This is a genomic window from Pseudomonas sp. S3_B08, from assembly GCF_054667725.1.
In genome coordinates this window covers 5,933,197-5,949,424 of record NZ_CP162750.1, presented here as the reverse complement: position 1 = coordinate 5,949,424, position 16,228 = coordinate 5,933,197, and the positions used below count along the sequence as shown (strand labels likewise).

Below are 16,228 nucleotides of genomic sequence, written 5' to 3'. Positions count from 1 at the left end.
AACTTGCCGACCGGCCCCGCTGCACGCCAAGATAGGCGCAGCATTCAGGAACCCGAGCATGAAATTTTGCAGCCACTGCGGTAACCCGGTCACCCAGCGCATTCCCGAAGGCGACTCGCGGCTGCGATTTGTCTGCGACAGCTGTCAGACCATTCACTACCAGAACCCCAATATCGTCGCCGGGTGCGTGCCGACGTGGGGGACGAAAGTGCTGCTCTGCCGCCGCGCCATCGAGCCGCGTCTCGGTTACTGGACGCTGCCTGCCGGTTTCATGGAAAACGGCGAGACCATCGAGCAGGCCGCCATCCGCGAAACCGCCGAAGAAGCCTGCGCCCGGGTGCGCAACCTGAGCATTTACACGCTGATCGATGTGCCGCACATCAGCCAGGTACATGTGTTCTTTCGCGCCGAACTGGCTGATCTGCAGTATGCGGCCGGGCCGGAAAGCCTTGAAGTGCAGCTGTTCGAAGAAGCCGACATTCCCTGGGACGAGCTGGCTTTCCGCACGGTCGGGCGTACCTTAGAATGCTTCTTCGCTGATCGGCGCGTCGAGAAGTATCCGGTTCGTTCGGAATCGATTCCGCCATTGGTTCAGCCGGTGATTGTTGGCTAGAAGATCAAAAGATCGCAGCCTTCGGCAGCTCCTACCTAAAACCTGATTGCGTCACTCCCTGGGGAATCGTTTCAATGCGCTGGTTGCTTGCCCTGCTGTGCCTGTCGTTCGTCAGCGTTTCACAAGCGTCATTCGTGACCACCGTGACGCCCTCGAACACTCCACTGATCGAAAAAGTCCTGGTACTCAAATCAGCCCATCAACTGCAGCTGATTGCCGACGGCAAGCCGCTGAAGACCTATCGCATTTCCTTGGGCAAGGGCGCGAAGAAAGGCCCGAAACTGATCGAGGGTGACAAACGCACACCCGAAGGTTTCTATTGGATCGACTGGCGCAAGACCAGCGACAAATTCAACCTGTCGATGCACATCTCCTACCCGAACATCAGCGATGCCGCCCGCGCGCGTCGTGAAGGCGTTGAGCCTGGCGGGATGATCATGATCCACGGCACCCCGGACTCGGCAGACAATCCGGAACAGCTGTTCCATACCCTCGACTGGACCGACGGCTGCATCGCCATGCGCAACGTCGACATGCGTGAAGTTTGGAATCTGGTACCGGACGGCACGATGATCGAGATTCGTCCGTAACCTCGACCGCTGGTCACCGCAAAAAAAATAAATCAAAAGATCGCAGCCTGCGACGGCGCCTACAGGGGTGATACCACTCTCAACTGTAGAAGCTGTCGCAGGCTGCGATCTTTTGCTTTTTATAGGCCATCACTAATACCACTTTAAACACTGCCCCCTGAAAACCGCCAATCCATTGGGTCATACGCCGGTTCATCGCGTTGACATGGTATTCAAGTGGTATTAGCTTCCATTGCACAAGCGAGCCACAACAATCCTATACTCGCGACGGAAACGACCTACATGAACGACCTCCAGCCCCTACGTCCCGACGATTCCCAGCCGACGCCGCTGTACTTGCAACTGGCGCGCAATCTGGAAGCGGCGATTCATGCCGGGCAGTGGAAGGCCGAACAGGCGATGCCGTCCGAGCGCAATCTCAGCGACCAGCTCGGCATCTCCCGGGTCACCGCACGCAAGGCGCTGGAAGTCTTGCTCGAGCAAGGCCTGATCCGCCGCCTGCAAGGCTCGGGCACGTTCATCACCCCACGCCTGGAACAACCACTGTCGCGTCTTTCCGGCTTCAGCGAGATGCTGCGCCTGAAAGGTTTCGTGCCGAGTTCGAAATGGCTGGAGCGGGAGATCACCCTCCCAACCCACGAAGAACTGATCCGCCTCGGCCTGTCGCCGACCGACAAGGTGGCGCGCATGAAGCGCCTGCGCAAAGCCGATGACACGGTCATGGCGATCGAGATGAGCACCCTGCCCGCGTCGATCATGCCCAGGCCGCAAGCGGTGGGCGATTCGCTGTACGAATACCTCGACGGCATCGGCAAACCGATCGTCCGCGCCCTTCAGCACATCCAGGCAATCAACGCCTCGGACGAATTCGCCGCACTGGTCGGTATCGCCCCCGGCACCGCCATGCTGCTGATGACCCGGGTCGGCTATCTGGAAGACAACACACCGATCGAAGTCACCGACACCTATTGCCGCAACGACTACTACGACTTTGTTGCAGAGCTTCGTAGATAAAGAGCCGCGCCGCTGAGCGCGGCCCCAAGCGAGAACGAAAATGTCCGAAGACAACATCCTCACCGCCAGCGGCTGGGTTCGCGGCCGGCTGATTCACGAACACGGCAAGATCGTGTCGATCGAAGGCGTGCCCTGCGATCCGGCGGCTAACGATCTGCCCTATCTGCTGCCGGGTTTCATCGACCTGCATGTGCATGGCGGCGGCGGCAAAGACATCATGGAAGGCGCAGAAGCCTTCGAAACCATCAGCAAAACCCACGTGCGCTTTGGCACCACCTCGCTGTTGGCCACGACCATGACTGCGCCGAGCGCGGAGATCTCAAATGTCCTGAAAGAGGTAGGACAATTCTGTGAACAGCGTCCGAAAGGCGCCGCGCGTGTTCTCGGAGTGCACCTTGAAGGCCCGTACATCAACCCGGGAAAACTCGGCGCTCAACCGAACTTCGCCCACACCGCGTTGATGGCAGAAGTCAAAGAGTATCTGGCGCTGGCACCGATCCGCGTCATCACCATTGCCCCGGAAATCGCCGGTCACGATGCATTGATTCGCGAGCTGAGCAGCCGTGGCATCCGCATGCAGATCGGCCACACCCTCGGCAGCTACGAGGAAGGCGTCGCCGCGCTGGCTGCCGGTGCCAGCAGTTTCACCCACCTCTACAACGCCATGAGCCCGCTGCATCACCGCGAGCCGGGCATCGTCGGCGCAGCACTGGCCCACGCCAAATACGCCGAGCTGATTCCCGATCTGCTGCACGTACACCCCGGCGCCATTCGCGTGGCCCTGCGTTCGATCCCGTGCCTGTATTGCGTCACCGATTCGACCGCCGCCGCCGGCATGCCCGACGGTGAATACAAGCTTGGCAGCCACACCGTGACCAAATGCCTGGGCGGCGTGCGTCTGCCCGACGGCACGCTGGCCGGCAGCACGCTGACCATGGATCAGGCCCTGCGCAATCTGGTGAAGATCGGCCTGCCGATCAGCGAAGCCTCGCAGCGTCTGTCGCAATTTCCCGCCGACTATCTCGGCATCACCGAACGCGGGCGCCTTGCCCCCGGCGCCTGGGCCGACTGCGTGCGGCTCGATCGCTCACTCACACTGACCGCCGTCATGGTCGAAGGAGAAGACATTGACTTCAAAAATGCTTGAAGAGGCGCTGTCCTCGTTCGAGGCCGTGCAAGCCCAACTGCAACAGCTCGACGCGCCGATGATCGAGATCGCCGGGCGCCTGCGCCGGCAGCCACCGCAAGTGGCGATGACCGTCGCCCGTGGCAGCTCCGACCACGCGGCGAGCTACTTCGCCTACCTGACCATGCAGCAACTGGGCGTGCCGGTGGCCTCGTTGCCGATGTCGGTGGTGACCATGCAGCAGGCGCCGCTGAAAGTCAGCGGTCAGGCCGCCTTTGCGTTTTCGCAGTCGGGGCAGAGCCCGGATCTGGTCAACAGCCTGCGCCTGTTGCGCAAGCGTGGCGCGCTGAGCGTGTCGATGGTTAACGCTGCCGATTCGCCACTCGAAGCGGCCTGTGAATTCAGCCTGCCGCTGCTCGCCGGCACGGAAAGCAGCGTCGCCGCGACCAAGAGCTTTATCGCCACCCTCAGCGCCAGCGCGCGCTTGATCGCGCACTGGAAAGAGGACAGCGAATTGCTGCAAGCCCACGATGCGCTGCCAGAAGGCCTGCGCGAAGCGGCGAAACAGGACTGGAGCGTGGCCATCGAAGCCCTGCGCGATTGCGAGCGCCTGATGGTGATCGGCCGTGGCGCCGGTTTCGCGATTGCCCAGGAAGCGGCGCTGAAATTCAAGGAAACCTCGGCGATTCAGGCCGAAGCCTTCAGCAGCGCCGAAGTCCGTCACGGCCCGATGGCACTGATCGACGAACACTATCCGCTGCTGGTGTTCGCCCCACGCGGCGCCGAGCAGGCCGGCCTGCTGAGTCTGGCGGCGGAAATGCGCCAGCGCGGCGCCCGGGTCTTGCTCGCCGCGCCGGATGACGTCAGCGAACGCGACCTGACCCTGAGCCGCGCCGAACACCCGGCCCTCGACCCGATTCTGGCGATCCAGAGTTTCTACGTGATGGCCGCAGGCCTGGCCGTGGCGCGGGGCATGGACCCGGATCAGCCGCGCCATTTGAGCAAAGTGACCCGCACGCATTAAGTCCGACTGACTGCACATCTGATGAGACCCAGCCATGCCCGACAACAATAAAGAGCTGACCCTCAGCGCCCCGCTCAGCGGCCCGGTGCTGACGCTCGCCAACGTCCCGGACGCGGTGTTCGCCAGTGGCGCGATGGGCGACGGCATCGCCATCGACCCGCTCAACGACACGCTGTATTCGCCCTGCGCCGGCGTGGTCATCCACGTCGCGCGCAGCAGCCATGCGGTGACCGTGCGCGCCGACAACGGTGCGGAAATCCTCCTGCATCTGGGTCTCGACACCGTTGAATTGAACGGTGAAGGTTTCGCCATGCTGGTCAAGGAAAGCGATCGCGTCAGCCTCGGTCAGCCGCTGCTGCGCTATGACCTGGACAAGGTCGGCCAGCACTGCAAAAGCCTGGTCAGCCTGTTGATCCTGACCAACAGCGCGGATTTTCAGGTACGGCCGATCACCCTCAAAACAGTGAAAGTCGGCGAGCCGCTGCTGCACATCATCGCGCGCAATGTTGTCGCGGCGAATACCGATATAAGCGCTGGGCCAGAGGTTCGTGGTCAAGTGCAGGTCGCTCATCGCGGCGGCTTGCATGCGCGCCCGGCTGCACTGATCCGCCAGACCGCCCAGGGTTTCAGCAGCCATTCACAGCTGCACTTCAACGGTAAATCGGCGCCGTGCAACAGCCTGATCGGTTTGATGGGTCTGGCCATTGGCGAGCAGGATGAGGTGCACGTCAGTTGTCAGGGGCCGGACGCCGATGCCGCATTGCAAGCTCTGCTCAGCGCATTGGCCACGGCGCTGCCGGACGATCATCACGCGCAAGCGCCGACCACCACAGCCGCGCTGAAACGCCCGGCCGAGGCTGGCGTGTTGCACGGTGTCTGCGCGGCGCCGGGGCTGGTCGCCGGGCCGCTGTTTCGCTTGAACGCGATCACCTTGCCGGCGGATGCGGGCAACCACGATCCGGTGCAACAGCAGCCGATTCTTGAAGCGGCATTGAACGCGGTGCGCAGCGAAATCGCTGCCACCCTCGCCCAAGCGAAAAAGCACAGGAACGCCGACGAAGAAGCGATCTTCGCCGCACACATGGCGCTGCTTGAAGACCCGGCCCTGCTCGACGCCGCGCAGCAATTCATCGCGCAAGGCACCGCAGCGACGCACGCCTGGAGTCAGTCGATCGACACGCAGTGCGACATGCTGCAAGGCACCGGCAGTCCGCTGCTGGCCGAACGTGCCAACGATTTGCGCGACCTCAAGCAACGCGTCCTGCGCGCTCTGCTTGGCGAGGCCTGGGGATACCAGGTTCCGGCCGGCGCCATCGTTGCCGCCCATGAACTGACGCCGTCGGATCTGCTGCAACTCAGCGCGCAAGGCGTCGCCGGGTTGTGCATGGCCGAGGGCGGCGCGACTTCCCACGTAGCGATTCTGGCGCGCGGCAAAGGTCTGCCGTGCATCGTCGCTTTGGGCGCGCAATTGCTTGAGCAGCCGCAAGATCAAGCCGTGGTGCTCGACGCTGACGACGGGCGCCTCGAATTGACGCCAAACGCCGAGCGCCTGAGCGAAGTTCAACAGGCGCAGATCGAGCGCCGGCAGCGTCGCGAAAGCCAACAGGCCAAAGCCCATTTACCCGCTGAAACGCGCAATGGCGTGCACATCGAAGTGGTCGCCAACGTCGCCTCAAGCAGCGAAGCGGCAGACGCATTTGCCAACGGTGCTGATGGTGTAGGCCTGTTGCGCACCGAGTTTCTCTTCGTCGATCGCCAGACGGCACCCGACGTCGAAGAACAGCGCAGCGCCTATCAAGCGGTGATCGATGCCATGGGCGACAAGTCGGTGATCATCCGCACCATCGACGTCGGTGGCGACAAGCAACTCGACTACCTGCCACTGCCCGCCGAGGCCAACCCGGTGCTCGGATTGCGCGGCATTCGTCTGGCGCAGGCGCGCCCGGAAATTCTCGATCAGCAACTGCGCGCGCTGTTGCAGGTCAAGCCGTTGCCGCGTTGCCGGATTCTGTTGCCGATGGTCACCGAGGTCGACGAGCTGCTGCACATCCGCCAGCGCGTCGATGCCTTGTGTCTGGAGCTGGGGATTACCGAGCGCCCGGAAATCGGCGTGATGATCGAAGTCCCCGCCGCCGCGCTGCAAGCCGAGCAACTGGCCGAACACGCCGACTTCCTCTCGATCGGCACCAACGATCTGTCGCAATACACCCTGGCCATGGACCGCGATCACGCCGGGCTGGCGGCGCGGGTCGATGCCCTGCACCCGGCGTTGCTGCGCCTGATCGCCATGACCTGCGAGGGTGCGGCGGTACACAAGCGCTGGGTCGGCGTCTGCGGCGCCCTCGCCTCCGACCCGTTGGCGACGCCGGTGCTGATCGGCCTGGGCGTCACCGAACTGTCGGTGAGCCCGGTGCAGATCGGTGAAATCAAGGACCGCGTGCGTCAGCTGCATGAAGCCGAATGTCAGCGCCTGAGCCGCGACCTGCTCAAGCTGGCCAGCGCCGCTGCCGTTCGCCACGCCTGTCATCAACATTGGCCTCTGCGCTAACAAAAACAAAAAGGACAAACGCCATGTACCAACTCTTCATCGAAGGCCTGCAACGCCTGGGCCGCGCGCTGATGCTGCCGATCGCGATCCTGCCGATTGCCGGCCTGCTGCTGCGCCTGGGCGACACGGACCTGTTGAACATCGCGATCATTCACGATGCCGGGCAAGTGATCTTCGCCAACCTGGCGATGATCTTTGCCATCGGCATCGCCGTCGGTTTCGCCAAAGACAACAACGGCACCGCCGGCCTGGCCGGAGTGATCGGTTATCTGGTGATGATCTCCACGCTCAAGGTGCTCGATGCGAGCATCAACATGGGCATGCTCGCCGGGATCGTCAGCGGCCTGATGGCCGGTGCGCTGTACAACCGCTTCAAGGACATCAAGCTGCCGGAGTACCTGGCGTTCTTCGGTGGCCGCCGTTTTGTGCCGATCGTCACCGGTTTTGCAGCGGTGGGGCTGGGCGTGCTGTTCGGCTATATCTGGCCGCCGATCCAGCAGGGCATCAACGCGTTCGGCGCGCTGATGATGGAAAGCGGCAGCATCGGCGCCTTCGTCTTCGGCGTGTTCAACCGCCTGCTGATCGTCACTGGCCTGCACCACATCCTCAACAACATGGCGTGGTTCGTCTTCGGCAACTTCACCGACCCGACCACGGGCGCCTTGGTGACCGGCGATCTGTCGCGGTATTTTGCCGGCGATCCGAAGGGCGGCCAGTTCATGACCGGCATGTTCCCGATGATGATCTTCGGCCTGCCCGCCGCGTGCCTGGCGATGTACCGCAACGCTTTGCCAGAGCGGCGCAAGGTGATGGGCGGGATCTTCCTGTCGATGGCGCTGACCTCGTTTCTGACCGGTGTGACCGAGCCGATCGAATTCGCCTTCATGTTTCTCGCGCCGTTGCTGTTCCTTCTGCACGCGCTGCTGACCGGGCTGTCGATGGCGATCACCAACGCCCTGAACATTCATCTGGGCTTCACCTTTTCCGGTGGTTTCATCGACATGATTCTCGGCTGGGGCAAGTCGACCAATGGTTGGCTGGTGGTGCCGGTCGGGCTGGCTTACGCGGTTATTTATTACCTGGTTTTCGACTTCTGTATCCGTCGTTTCAACCTGAAGACGCCGGGGCGCGAAGACGTCGCCAGCGCCGAAAAAGCCGTGCTCTCGGAAACCGAACGCGCCAGTGCGTATATCAAAGCCTTGGGCGGCGCCGAGAATCTGCTCACCGTCGGCGCCTGCACGACCCGACTGCGCCTTGAGATGGTCGATCGCAACAAGGCCTCGGATGCCGAGCTGAAAGCGCTGGGCGCGATGGCGGTGGTGCGCCCGGGCAAGGGCGGCAGTTTGCAGGTCGTGGTCGGGCCGTTGGCTGACAGCATTGCCGATGAGATTCGCTTGGCCATGCCTGCCCTGGGCCGTACAACTTTGGCAGAAACCGTAGTAGTTGCCGATGAGCCGACGACTGTCGCGCTTACCCGCAACGAGGCGCAGCAATGGCTGAATGCGCTGGGCGGTCGCGACAATGTGCTGCAACTCGATTGCATCGCCATGACCCGTATTCGCCTGCAACTGGCCGATGCCAAGGCGCCGTCCGAGGCGCAGCTCAAAGCGCTCGGCTGCCTGGGTGTCAGCCGGTTGGACGGTGGCGTCTGGCATTTGCTGGTGGGGGACAAGGCCGCGAGTTTGAGTGGCGCGATCGAGGCGTTGCTGAGTCGCGGGGAGATCCGCGCGCAGGTTTGATCTGCGCGGGTGGCGGGAGGGCTGGAGCGGGCGCCGAAAATACGGCACGCGCACGATACATGAATACCACCCTCCTCCACGCCCTGCTCGCCATGCTGGCCCTTCATCCCCAGCATGGAAATCGTGCCCATGAGCACCCCCAACGCACCCACACCCGATGAGCTCAAAAACGATCTCAACCAGATCGGTCGTCTTCTCTTCAACACCGAAACCCCGCTGTTGCCCGAGCACAAACCGAGCACCGAGCAGGCTCATCTCAAACGCTTCGAAGAGCAGCTGAAAACCTATCGCGACGGCTATCTGCAACGCAGCCGCGCGCTCTATCAGGCGCTGGCAACCACCGACCTGCAGAGCGAGGCAGGCAAGCAACTGATCGCCACGCTGAAGGTGCGCCTCAACACGCAACTGATCAACATGGATCTGCGTGATCAGATCGACGGCAAATCGGCAAAAACCTTCCTCAAATACGACGCCGGTTTCACTGCGCTTGAGTACGAGGCGAAACAGGCCGTCACCGATCGCCTGCTGCACCCACAGGCCGGCGAGCTGATGCAGAAACTGGACCTCGGCCCGCTGTTGCGTCCGGCGATGTATGCGTTGCAGTTCACTTATCAGCAAACCACTGTCGAGCTGGCCGGGGCCTTTGTTGTGACGCAAAAAGACACCCCGAAAGTCAGCGATCTGTTGACCGACCAGAGCGCGGGCTTCGTCGTGTTGTTCACACCGGCCAGGGGCCTGGAGCTGTTCAGTTCCCTGGCTGATCTCGATGCCCATCTGCTCAAGACCATGCAGCACAGCATCAGCCGTGGCGAATTGATGCAGCTGCTGCCCAGCCGCTACCACGATGTCGGTACAGCGGGAATCTGGCCATTGCAGCTGGCGCCCATCGACAGCAAACCGCTGTTCGAACACATCTACGATGCCTTGATCGAAAAGCGCACCCTGGATATCGAACATGCATTGAGTTTCGCCGCCAATCCGCAGCAGGATGGCGCTGTACTGATCGCCGAGCTGGGGCGCGCCATCGACGCTGCGCTGCCGGATCTCACCCCGCGCCTGGCACTTCAGGCACAAACCCTGTTCGAGCGGCATTTGCGCAACAGCGCCCCGGACTGGTACCGCAGCGCCGTCGCCGCCAAGCGGGCCGAGCTGGCGTTGCACCTGGGCAACTACAATCAGGCCCGGCAAAACCTGCTTGACCTGATGGGTCCGGCGGTCAGCCTGATGGCCGTGGCCCGCCACCAATGGCTGGAACGGCTGAGTGATGATCTGCAAATCGACGACCTGGAACCGGACAAGCTGCAGATCATTACGGATCGGCAGGTCCCCGGGTTCGGCGCTTATGTGCACAAGAGCAATTTGCTCGAGCTGACCTTGCGCGGCCCGCACACCGGCGATGAGTTACCAGGCTCGGCGTTTCTCAGCCACACCCGGCTGACTTACAACGACCTGCCGTTATCCGACGAGTACGCGGACGTAACGCCCGCCTGGGTGATCAAGCAGGCACTGGAGCTGGAACCGCGCGTCGACTTCGCACGCTTGCAAACGCAGATGCAGGCGAGATCCGCGATCAAACCTGCGATCGAGCAGATGCTCGATCAGCGCATCGTCGCGCTCGCCCATGCCGCAGCGCTGCAAGGGCACCTGCTCGACGGCGATCTGCAAATGCTCCAGCGCCTGCGTAACGGCAGCGATCCACAGCTGCGCGCCGCCACCCTGTCTTTGCACGGCGCCCAGCTGCAGGATCTTTGGGTGCTGCGTCAGACCGACGAATCCGGCGCGGTCCGCCGCCTGCTGCTCTGCACACCGCAGGCGCCCCGTGAACGCCAGTTCGAGGCGTTCGACAGCGAGCGCCAATTGCAGACCCATCTCTTGGGTTGGGCCAAGCAGAATGACGCCGCCGAAAGCATGGCCGGCTATCTGATCAGCCGCGCGCCGATGCGCTTTCGTTCGACCCTGCGCAAGGTGTTGTCGGGGCTGAGCCTGAAGCCGGAAGCAGCAGAGCACCAGAAAGTCGCCTTCGACCACCTGGGCAACCATCTCGATTGCCTCAAAGCGATGGCTGAACACATGCTCGCCACACGCATCGACGACTACGATTTCAGCACCCCGGTGTGGTATCGCTCGACCACTGCGGCCAATCGCCGAAAACTCTCGACCCTGAGCGACGACGCTGAGGGCGCTTTGCGCGCGTTCAATCAGCATCCGCTGTCGGGCGGACGTTTTCAGGCGTTTGACGATTTCGTGCATGCGCAAGCGAAGATCAGCCTGAACCGCTTGCTCAAACGCCCTGCCAATGACGTCGATCCGGACACCGTCTGGGCCTATTCGCCAAAGTCGATCGTGCCCTCATGGACGCCGAAACCGCTGACCTATACCCGGCTGTATCGCGACGGCTATGCCGACGGCGTCGGTTTTCTCGACCAGAAATTCTCACGCTCGGCGCGCTTCAAAGGTCCGACAGGCGTCGATATCAGTAGCCTGACCGCGCAGAATGTAGCCCGCTCGGTCACGGGGGTCTGGATCGGCAAACGCTATACCGACAAAGTCAAAAACGAGCTGCAGGATTCGAAAAGCGAAGGCTACGCGTTCCGACGCAACGCGACGCTGGCCATCACTCAGCGCCAGATGCAGAGCGCCGCGCTGGAATGCCAGCTGCAAGGACATATCGCCAGCAGCGACCTGCAATGGCTGCAGCAAAGCATCAGCAGCATGGATCAAACGTCGGGGCAGACCCGGACGAAATACCCGATCCACCGGTTGATGATCGACGGCGAATGGGTGATCGATGCCTGGTTGTTCAGCCATGGCGGCGATCCGGTCCTGCTGTATACGCCGGACGCACCGGACGGCGTGCGTTTTCGCGAAGCGCGCCTGTTCAATTACCTGCTGCTGCAGTCCGGCATGATCGAGTACCTGACCCAGCGGGTGGGAGTCAGTGCCCAGACCCGGGTGCGCGCGTACCTGGAAAACATCCGCAAGAAACTGCCCAAAGACCTCAACAGAACCAGCCCCAGCCCCGCCCGTTATGACTCGATGCGCCCGGCCGACGCCGTCAGCGACCTGCGTACCGCGCTCTACGACATGAAGTTGCAACGGCGGATCGACAACGTCCATGCCACGACCACCAGTCGCGCCGAAATGATCGCCGGCCTGATCTGGACGAGCGTCGAATGGGTCGCTGCCATCGCCACCGCGCCGTTCCCGCTGTTGAGCCTGAGCACCGGCCTGTTGCTGGCCTTCAAGGACGCGATGCTCGCCCTGCATGCCTATCGTCAGGGAAATAACAACGAAGCGTTCCGGCACTTGCTCGGTTATCTGTTCAACAGTGCTGGCGCGGTGCTGACGGATCTGCGTCCGGCGCTGCGTTCACTCAAGCCCGTCCGGCGCCCGTTGCGTCGGGCTGTCACCACCGTTGGCGACGAGCAAGAGGATCTTCTGCCATTGATCGATCAAATGGCGACCGAACCGGTCCGGGACGATATGCATGCCGTCGTTTTCAGAGGGCAGTCGTATTACGCCAGCACGACTCCGGACGCACTCGGCCGTTATTTGCTCTACCGCCCGGATCCGAATGGCTCCGGACTGCTTTCGACCGGCATTCTGACCGTGCGCAACTCCGACGGAGTGATGGTGCGCAGCGGCCTGTCCGGCGGTGCACCAAAATACGAAGCCGTGCCCGAGACACCCGGCCCGCATAAGGACTATGGAGTCGCGATCAAGTACCGGGATCTCGTTGAAGAGTTGCTGGACCCGCAATCGCGACGACGAATGCTCCAGGAGGGCGAGCATTACATGGGCTTCTCACCCCAGGTCATCCTGGTCAACGTGGTCGACAAAATGGCCAGCATGCGCCAAGCCTATCTGCAACAGGTGGAAAAACTCACCACGGACGCCACGCGCCATTTTGCCCAACTCGCACCGCTGCCCGCTCGCGCCGAAGTGCCGGCGGTTGCCGCCAACACCTCATTCGCGCAGTTGATTGCCAGCGATGCATTCGCCGCAAAGAATCTGGTCATCGGTGCACAGCCGGGCTCTATCGCCAGCAAACAGGCACTGATCGAAAATCTCGACGTGCTTTTGGAGAACGGCTACAAGCACCTCTTCCTCGAATACCTGCCGGGAGACGTATTTCATCTCAAACTGGAAAAATTCAACAGGGGAGAATCCTGGCGCCATATCAAGAAACATCTGAAAGCGCTCGATAAAGCCATGGGCCATGAGCCAGACGCGCCTTTCTCTTACCTGGCGCTGGTGCGCAAGGCACGGGAAAAAGGCATGAGCATTCATGCGCTGGACGGCTCGACCAGTTATCAACTCGAAGGGATCATGGTGATGTCCAGGCTCTCGCCTTTGACCCCGCGAAACAACCGCATCAGAAACTTTTATTCGCACAAGGCGCTTGCCATCGATATGGCCGAGATCGGCGAAGAGCGCTGGATTGCCCTGACCGAGCAGTCGCGCATGACCACGTTCGACAGCACCCCGGGCCTGGCCGACCTCCACGAGGCCGTTGCCGTGCGTATTGAAGACATCGACTTGTACCAACCCGCACGCATAAGCAGGGACGCGCCCGGTGCCATCGCGGGAGACGCGACAGCGCAAGGTGATTACCTCGTACAGATGCCGAGTGCCTACAAGGCACCTCTACCTGTCTCCAAGCCGCCCGCCGCAGCTAGCGCCGTTGAACATTTCAGCGAGTTCGATATTGCTTCGCCACTGCGCGACGATATTGCTGAAATGTTGCATCATCCCAACTCCATGCACTCGAGTTACACCCCGACAATACCCCGTGAAAGAACGGCCTACGAGGCTTTCATTGCCCAGCGCAACCGTCTGGAAAAAACCGCCAGGGACGCTTTTACCGACTACGTCCCACCCGATGCGCCGATCCTGCCGGTGCTCGCCTCCGACTGCACATTCGAAGCTTTTTTACGGCAATTGACCGACGGACGTCTGAATCTGCTGATCGGCGAAGCCCACGTCGATGTAGCGAGCAAAGCGCTGCTGAAAAAGCACATGAAAGCCCTTAAGCAAGCCGGTTATGACACGTTGTACGTCGAGCACCTGCTCACCGACCTGCACCAGGCCGATCTCGACATTTTTCTGCGTACCCAGCGCATGCCCGACAGGCTCAAGGCTTATCTGCATCGTCAGGATCAAGGGCAGATGCCGAATTACACAGGGAACGATACGTACACGGCGGTCTGTCAGGCGGCGGCCAAATACAACATTCGCATCAGAGCCCTCGATTGCACGGCGTCCTATCACCTCAAGGGCGTGTATGACGAACACGTCTCGCGAAACGAGATGTTCAGCTATTTTGCAACCCAAGTGATCGAGGCTGATCAATTGGCCAACGGGCCGCATAAATGGGTGGCCTTCATCGGCAGTGCGCATACCAATTACAACCTCGGTGTGCCAGGTCTGGCCGATACACTGTCCGCCGTCAGCCTGCACGTGCGCGACACAGCCCCTGAACTGGCCCGGGATATTCACCGTGGGTCGTGGGAATTTGTCAGCGGCAAGCACGAGGCCAACGTCAGGGCTTTGAGCAGCGATTTTGTGATGGAGGTGGCCGTCCCCGGAACGAAAAACCCTGCGGCGACGCCTTCTGTCAGTCGCAACAAACTGACCGAACCCGGAAACTTCCTTATAGAAAATGCAGACACCCGCAACGCCAGCGTGGTGCATAAATCCAGGTCCGGCGAGATCGTTGAGACCCCGATTCAGATCAATGACAAGGGTCTGTTCTTCGTTGATCGCTGGGAGAAAAAAGATCAGACCTTCACCTACCTGCGAACGTTGATCGACATGCTCGTCACAGACGTGAAGCTGAAACAGGTGACGTGACGCCCGGGCGATTGCACGTTGTGGAAAACCACTGGGCTTGACGGCCCAGTGGTTTTTTCATGCCTGAGGATCCACCCGATCCAGCGCACGGTTCACCGCCAGCTCAGCGAGCATGATGATCTGCTGAATCGCCAGCGCCGTATTGCGCTGCGGTCGCCCCAACTGATCAGCGAAATCACTGGCCAGGGTGTTGGCTGAAGCGAGGGATTCACAGGCATGGGCGAGCAGGGTTTCGGTATCGATTTCCGGCTGGATGAGGAACATGGTGCTGGGCGGGTGCGCCTTGTCAGGTTGCGGGCACAGGTAAAAATCCAGAGCCCGCTTGATCGCTTCGCGGTTTTTCGCGAGGTCGTCGGCGCGGATGGTTTGTTCGAGGGGGGTGGGTTCGTATGGTGGATCAGGCACAGGTTTTGACATTGATACGTTCCTAATCAATAGCCAATCACTTGCCGTTTCTCACGCGGCGGAGTGGTGGCAGCAGTGTGCGGGGTGAGAAACCGGTAGGAACAAGCCCGGCCGGACCGAAGTCCGCCCGCACACAGCCGCCATAACAATGCAGACAGCAGGAATGCCGGCGGCGATTATGGTGGTACTGATTGTGGATTAACAGTTCCTAAGGGTTCTCACACCCGATCGCCGAAGTTTCGGCGACACCAAAAGACTAGAGATCGCGCGTCCGACGGACAACCTGAAAACCTTGTGGGAAGGTTCTGCGAACTCAGATACCGCTTTAAACACACTCCAGATCGCCACCCTCACCCTAGCCCTCTCCCAGAGGGAGAGGGGACTGACCGAGTTGTTCAGGCGAGGTACGCCGACGTGAAAGTCCGAGTTGAACTCAGGATTTGCAAACCACACAAAATCGGCCCCCTCTCCCTCGGGAGAGGGCTGGGGTGAGGGGCAGCAACAACACAAATCAAAAGCCGGACACACACGCTTTTCACCACTCAATAGGCCGAGTGTCAGCTCGCCTGCTCTTGATCTTGATCCACCGGCGACGTCGGAAGGCTGAGTGGAGGGATTGATCCGGGCGTGGGAGCGTAGCGACCGTCTGGCGCAGCCAGACACAGCGGAAGGAGGTGCAGCGAAGCAAACCGGAGCCGCTGCGCCCGGATCAGTCCCGGAGCGAAGGAACCCGAGCCTGCGAGGGCCGAACGCAGGAGCAAGCCTTTTGGGTTACCTTTTTGGCGTTTGAAAAAGGTGACTCGCCGTAAGGGCGAAACCGCCAGCCGCCACACCCGAAGCAACGGATATTCACCCAATCAGCCAGCATGCTCGCCTGTAAGGGCGCCTTCGCGAGCAGGCTCGCTCCCACAGTGAAAATGCGCCCGCACAAAAATCAGCGGCAACAAAAAACCCGCAGACAATCCCTCATCTGCGGGTTTCCCGTTCCAGCAGCAAAGAAGATCAGAAATCCTCCAGCCGCCACACCTCATAAGCCGGCGTCTCATACGGATGACTGAGTTTCAACGCCGCCACAACAGCCACAATCAACTCATCCGCAACGACAAGCTCAACCTTCCATTCCTCAACCCGCTCAACCTGCCCCGCCTGACCGACAAACGGCTGACTGCCGTCCAACGGTCGAAACTGACCAGAGCCAAGCACCTGCCACGCACAGTGGTCATAGTCACCGATCCGCCCACCACCGGCAGCGAACACAGCCCCTTTGACCACCTCGACATGACTGTCAGGAACAAAAAACGCCAGCTTGTACACAG

At 61.2% G+C, this 16,228-nt stretch carries 10 protein-coding genes; 8 read left to right on the top strand and 2 right to left on the bottom strand.

Annotated features, from left to right (window positions below; genetic code table 11):
- Window positions 1–58 precede the first annotated feature (58 nt).
- The 8 genes from AB4N73_RS26675 to AB4N73_RS26640 all read left to right on the top strand — a co-directional run bounded on the left by AB4N73_RS26675 (window position 59) and on the right by AB4N73_RS26640 (window position 14,507).
- Complete coding sequence (locus AB4N73_RS26675) at window positions 59–613, top strand: NUDIX hydrolase (protein ID WP_056783116.1); 555 nt, start codon at window positions 59–61, stop codon at window positions 611–613.
- Between the two features lie 74 nt (window positions 614–687).
- Window positions 688–1,203 carry a L,D-transpeptidase family protein gene (locus AB4N73_RS26670; RefSeq protein WP_024011712.1) on the top strand — a complete coding sequence of 172 codons (516 nt, stop codon included), beginning with the start codon at window positions 688–690 and terminating at the stop codon, window positions 1,201–1,203.
- A gap of 282 nt (window positions 1,204–1,485) precedes the next feature.
- Complete coding sequence (locus tag AB4N73_RS26665) at window positions 1,486–2,217, top strand: GntR family transcriptional regulator (protein ID WP_460142763.1); 732 nt, start codon at window positions 1,486–1,488, stop codon at window positions 2,215–2,217.
- A 40-nt stretch (window positions 2,218–2,257) separates the two neighbouring features.
- On the top strand, window positions 2,258–3,364 hold the full coding sequence (gene nagA, locus AB4N73_RS26660) for an N-acetylglucosamine-6-phosphate deacetylase (protein WP_460142762.1): 1,107 nt from the start codon (window positions 2,258–2,260) through the stop codon (window positions 3,362–3,364).
- Window positions 3,345–4,367 carry an SIS domain-containing protein gene (locus AB4N73_RS26655; protein WP_460142761.1) on the top strand — a complete coding sequence of 341 codons (1,023 nt, stop codon included), beginning with the start codon at window positions 3,345–3,347 and terminating at the stop codon, window positions 4,365–4,367. Before nagA ends, AB4N73_RS26655 begins: the two co-directional genes overlap by 20 nt.
- Window positions 4,368–4,401: 34 nt before the next feature.
- Entirely contained in the window at window positions 4,402–6,915 is a 2,514-nt protein-coding gene (gene ptsP, locus AB4N73_RS26650) for a phosphoenolpyruvate--protein phosphotransferase (RefSeq protein ID WP_460142760.1), read from the top strand.
- A gap of 23 nt (window positions 6,916–6,938) precedes the next feature.
- Entirely contained in the window at window positions 6,939–8,654 is a 1,716-nt protein-coding gene (gene nagE, locus AB4N73_RS26645) for an N-acetylglucosamine-specific PTS transporter subunit IIBC (RefSeq protein ID WP_457264275.1), read from the top strand.
- Window positions 8,655–8,783: 129 nt separating this feature from the next.
- A complete protein-coding gene (locus tag AB4N73_RS26640) occupies window positions 8,784–14,507 on the top strand; it encodes a membrane-targeted effector domain-containing toxin (protein ID WP_460142759.1) in 5,724 nt (1,907 codons plus the stop codon).
- A gap of 57 nt (window positions 14,508–14,564) precedes the next feature.
- Here the strand turns inward: AB4N73_RS26640 and AB4N73_RS26635 are convergent, their stop codons facing one another.
- Both AB4N73_RS26635 and AB4N73_RS26630 read right to left on the bottom strand, forming a co-directional pair.
- Complete coding sequence (locus AB4N73_RS26635) at window positions 14,565–14,924, bottom strand: DUF6124 family protein (protein WP_460142758.1); 360 nt, start codon at window positions 14,922–14,924, stop codon at window positions 14,565–14,567.
- Between the two features lie 990 nt (window positions 14,925–15,914).
- A complete protein-coding gene (locus AB4N73_RS26630; protein WP_041479517.1) occupies window positions 15,915–16,226 on the bottom strand; it encodes a YqfO family protein in 312 nt (103 codons plus the stop codon).
- Between the last annotated feature and the right edge of the window lie 2 nt (window positions 16,227–16,228).

Excerpts from the sequence above, each read along its gene's own strand:
- AB4N73_RS26675 (WP_056783116.1), top strand. The coding sequence starts at position 59 with ATGAAATTTTGCAGCCACTGCGGTAACCCGGTCACCCAGCGCATTCCC.
- AB4N73_RS26670 (WP_024011712.1), top strand. The coding sequence starts at position 688 with ATGCGCTGGTTGCTTGCCCTGCTGTGCCTGTCGTTCGTCAGCGTTTCA.
- AB4N73_RS26665 (WP_460142763.1), top strand. The coding sequence starts at position 1,486 with ATGAACGACCTCCAGCCCCTACGTCCCGACGATTCCCAGCCGACGCCG.
- nagA (WP_460142762.1), top strand. The coding sequence starts at position 2,258 with ATGTCCGAAGACAACATCCTCACCGCCAGCGGCTGGGTTCGCGGCCGG.
- ptsP (WP_460142760.1), top strand. The coding sequence starts at position 4,402 with ATGCCCGACAACAATAAAGAGCTGACCCTCAGCGCCCCGCTCAGCGGC.
- nagE (WP_457264275.1), top strand. The coding sequence starts at position 6,939 with ATGTACCAACTCTTCATCGAAGGCCTGCAACGCCTGGGCCGCGCGCTG.
- AB4N73_RS26640 (WP_460142759.1), top strand. The coding sequence starts at position 8,784 with ATGAGCACCCCCAACGCACCCACACCCGATGAGCTCAAAAACGATCTC.
- AB4N73_RS26635 (WP_460142758.1), bottom strand. The coding sequence starts at position 14,924 with ATGTCAAAACCTGTGCCTGATCCACCATACGAACCCACCCCCCTCGAA.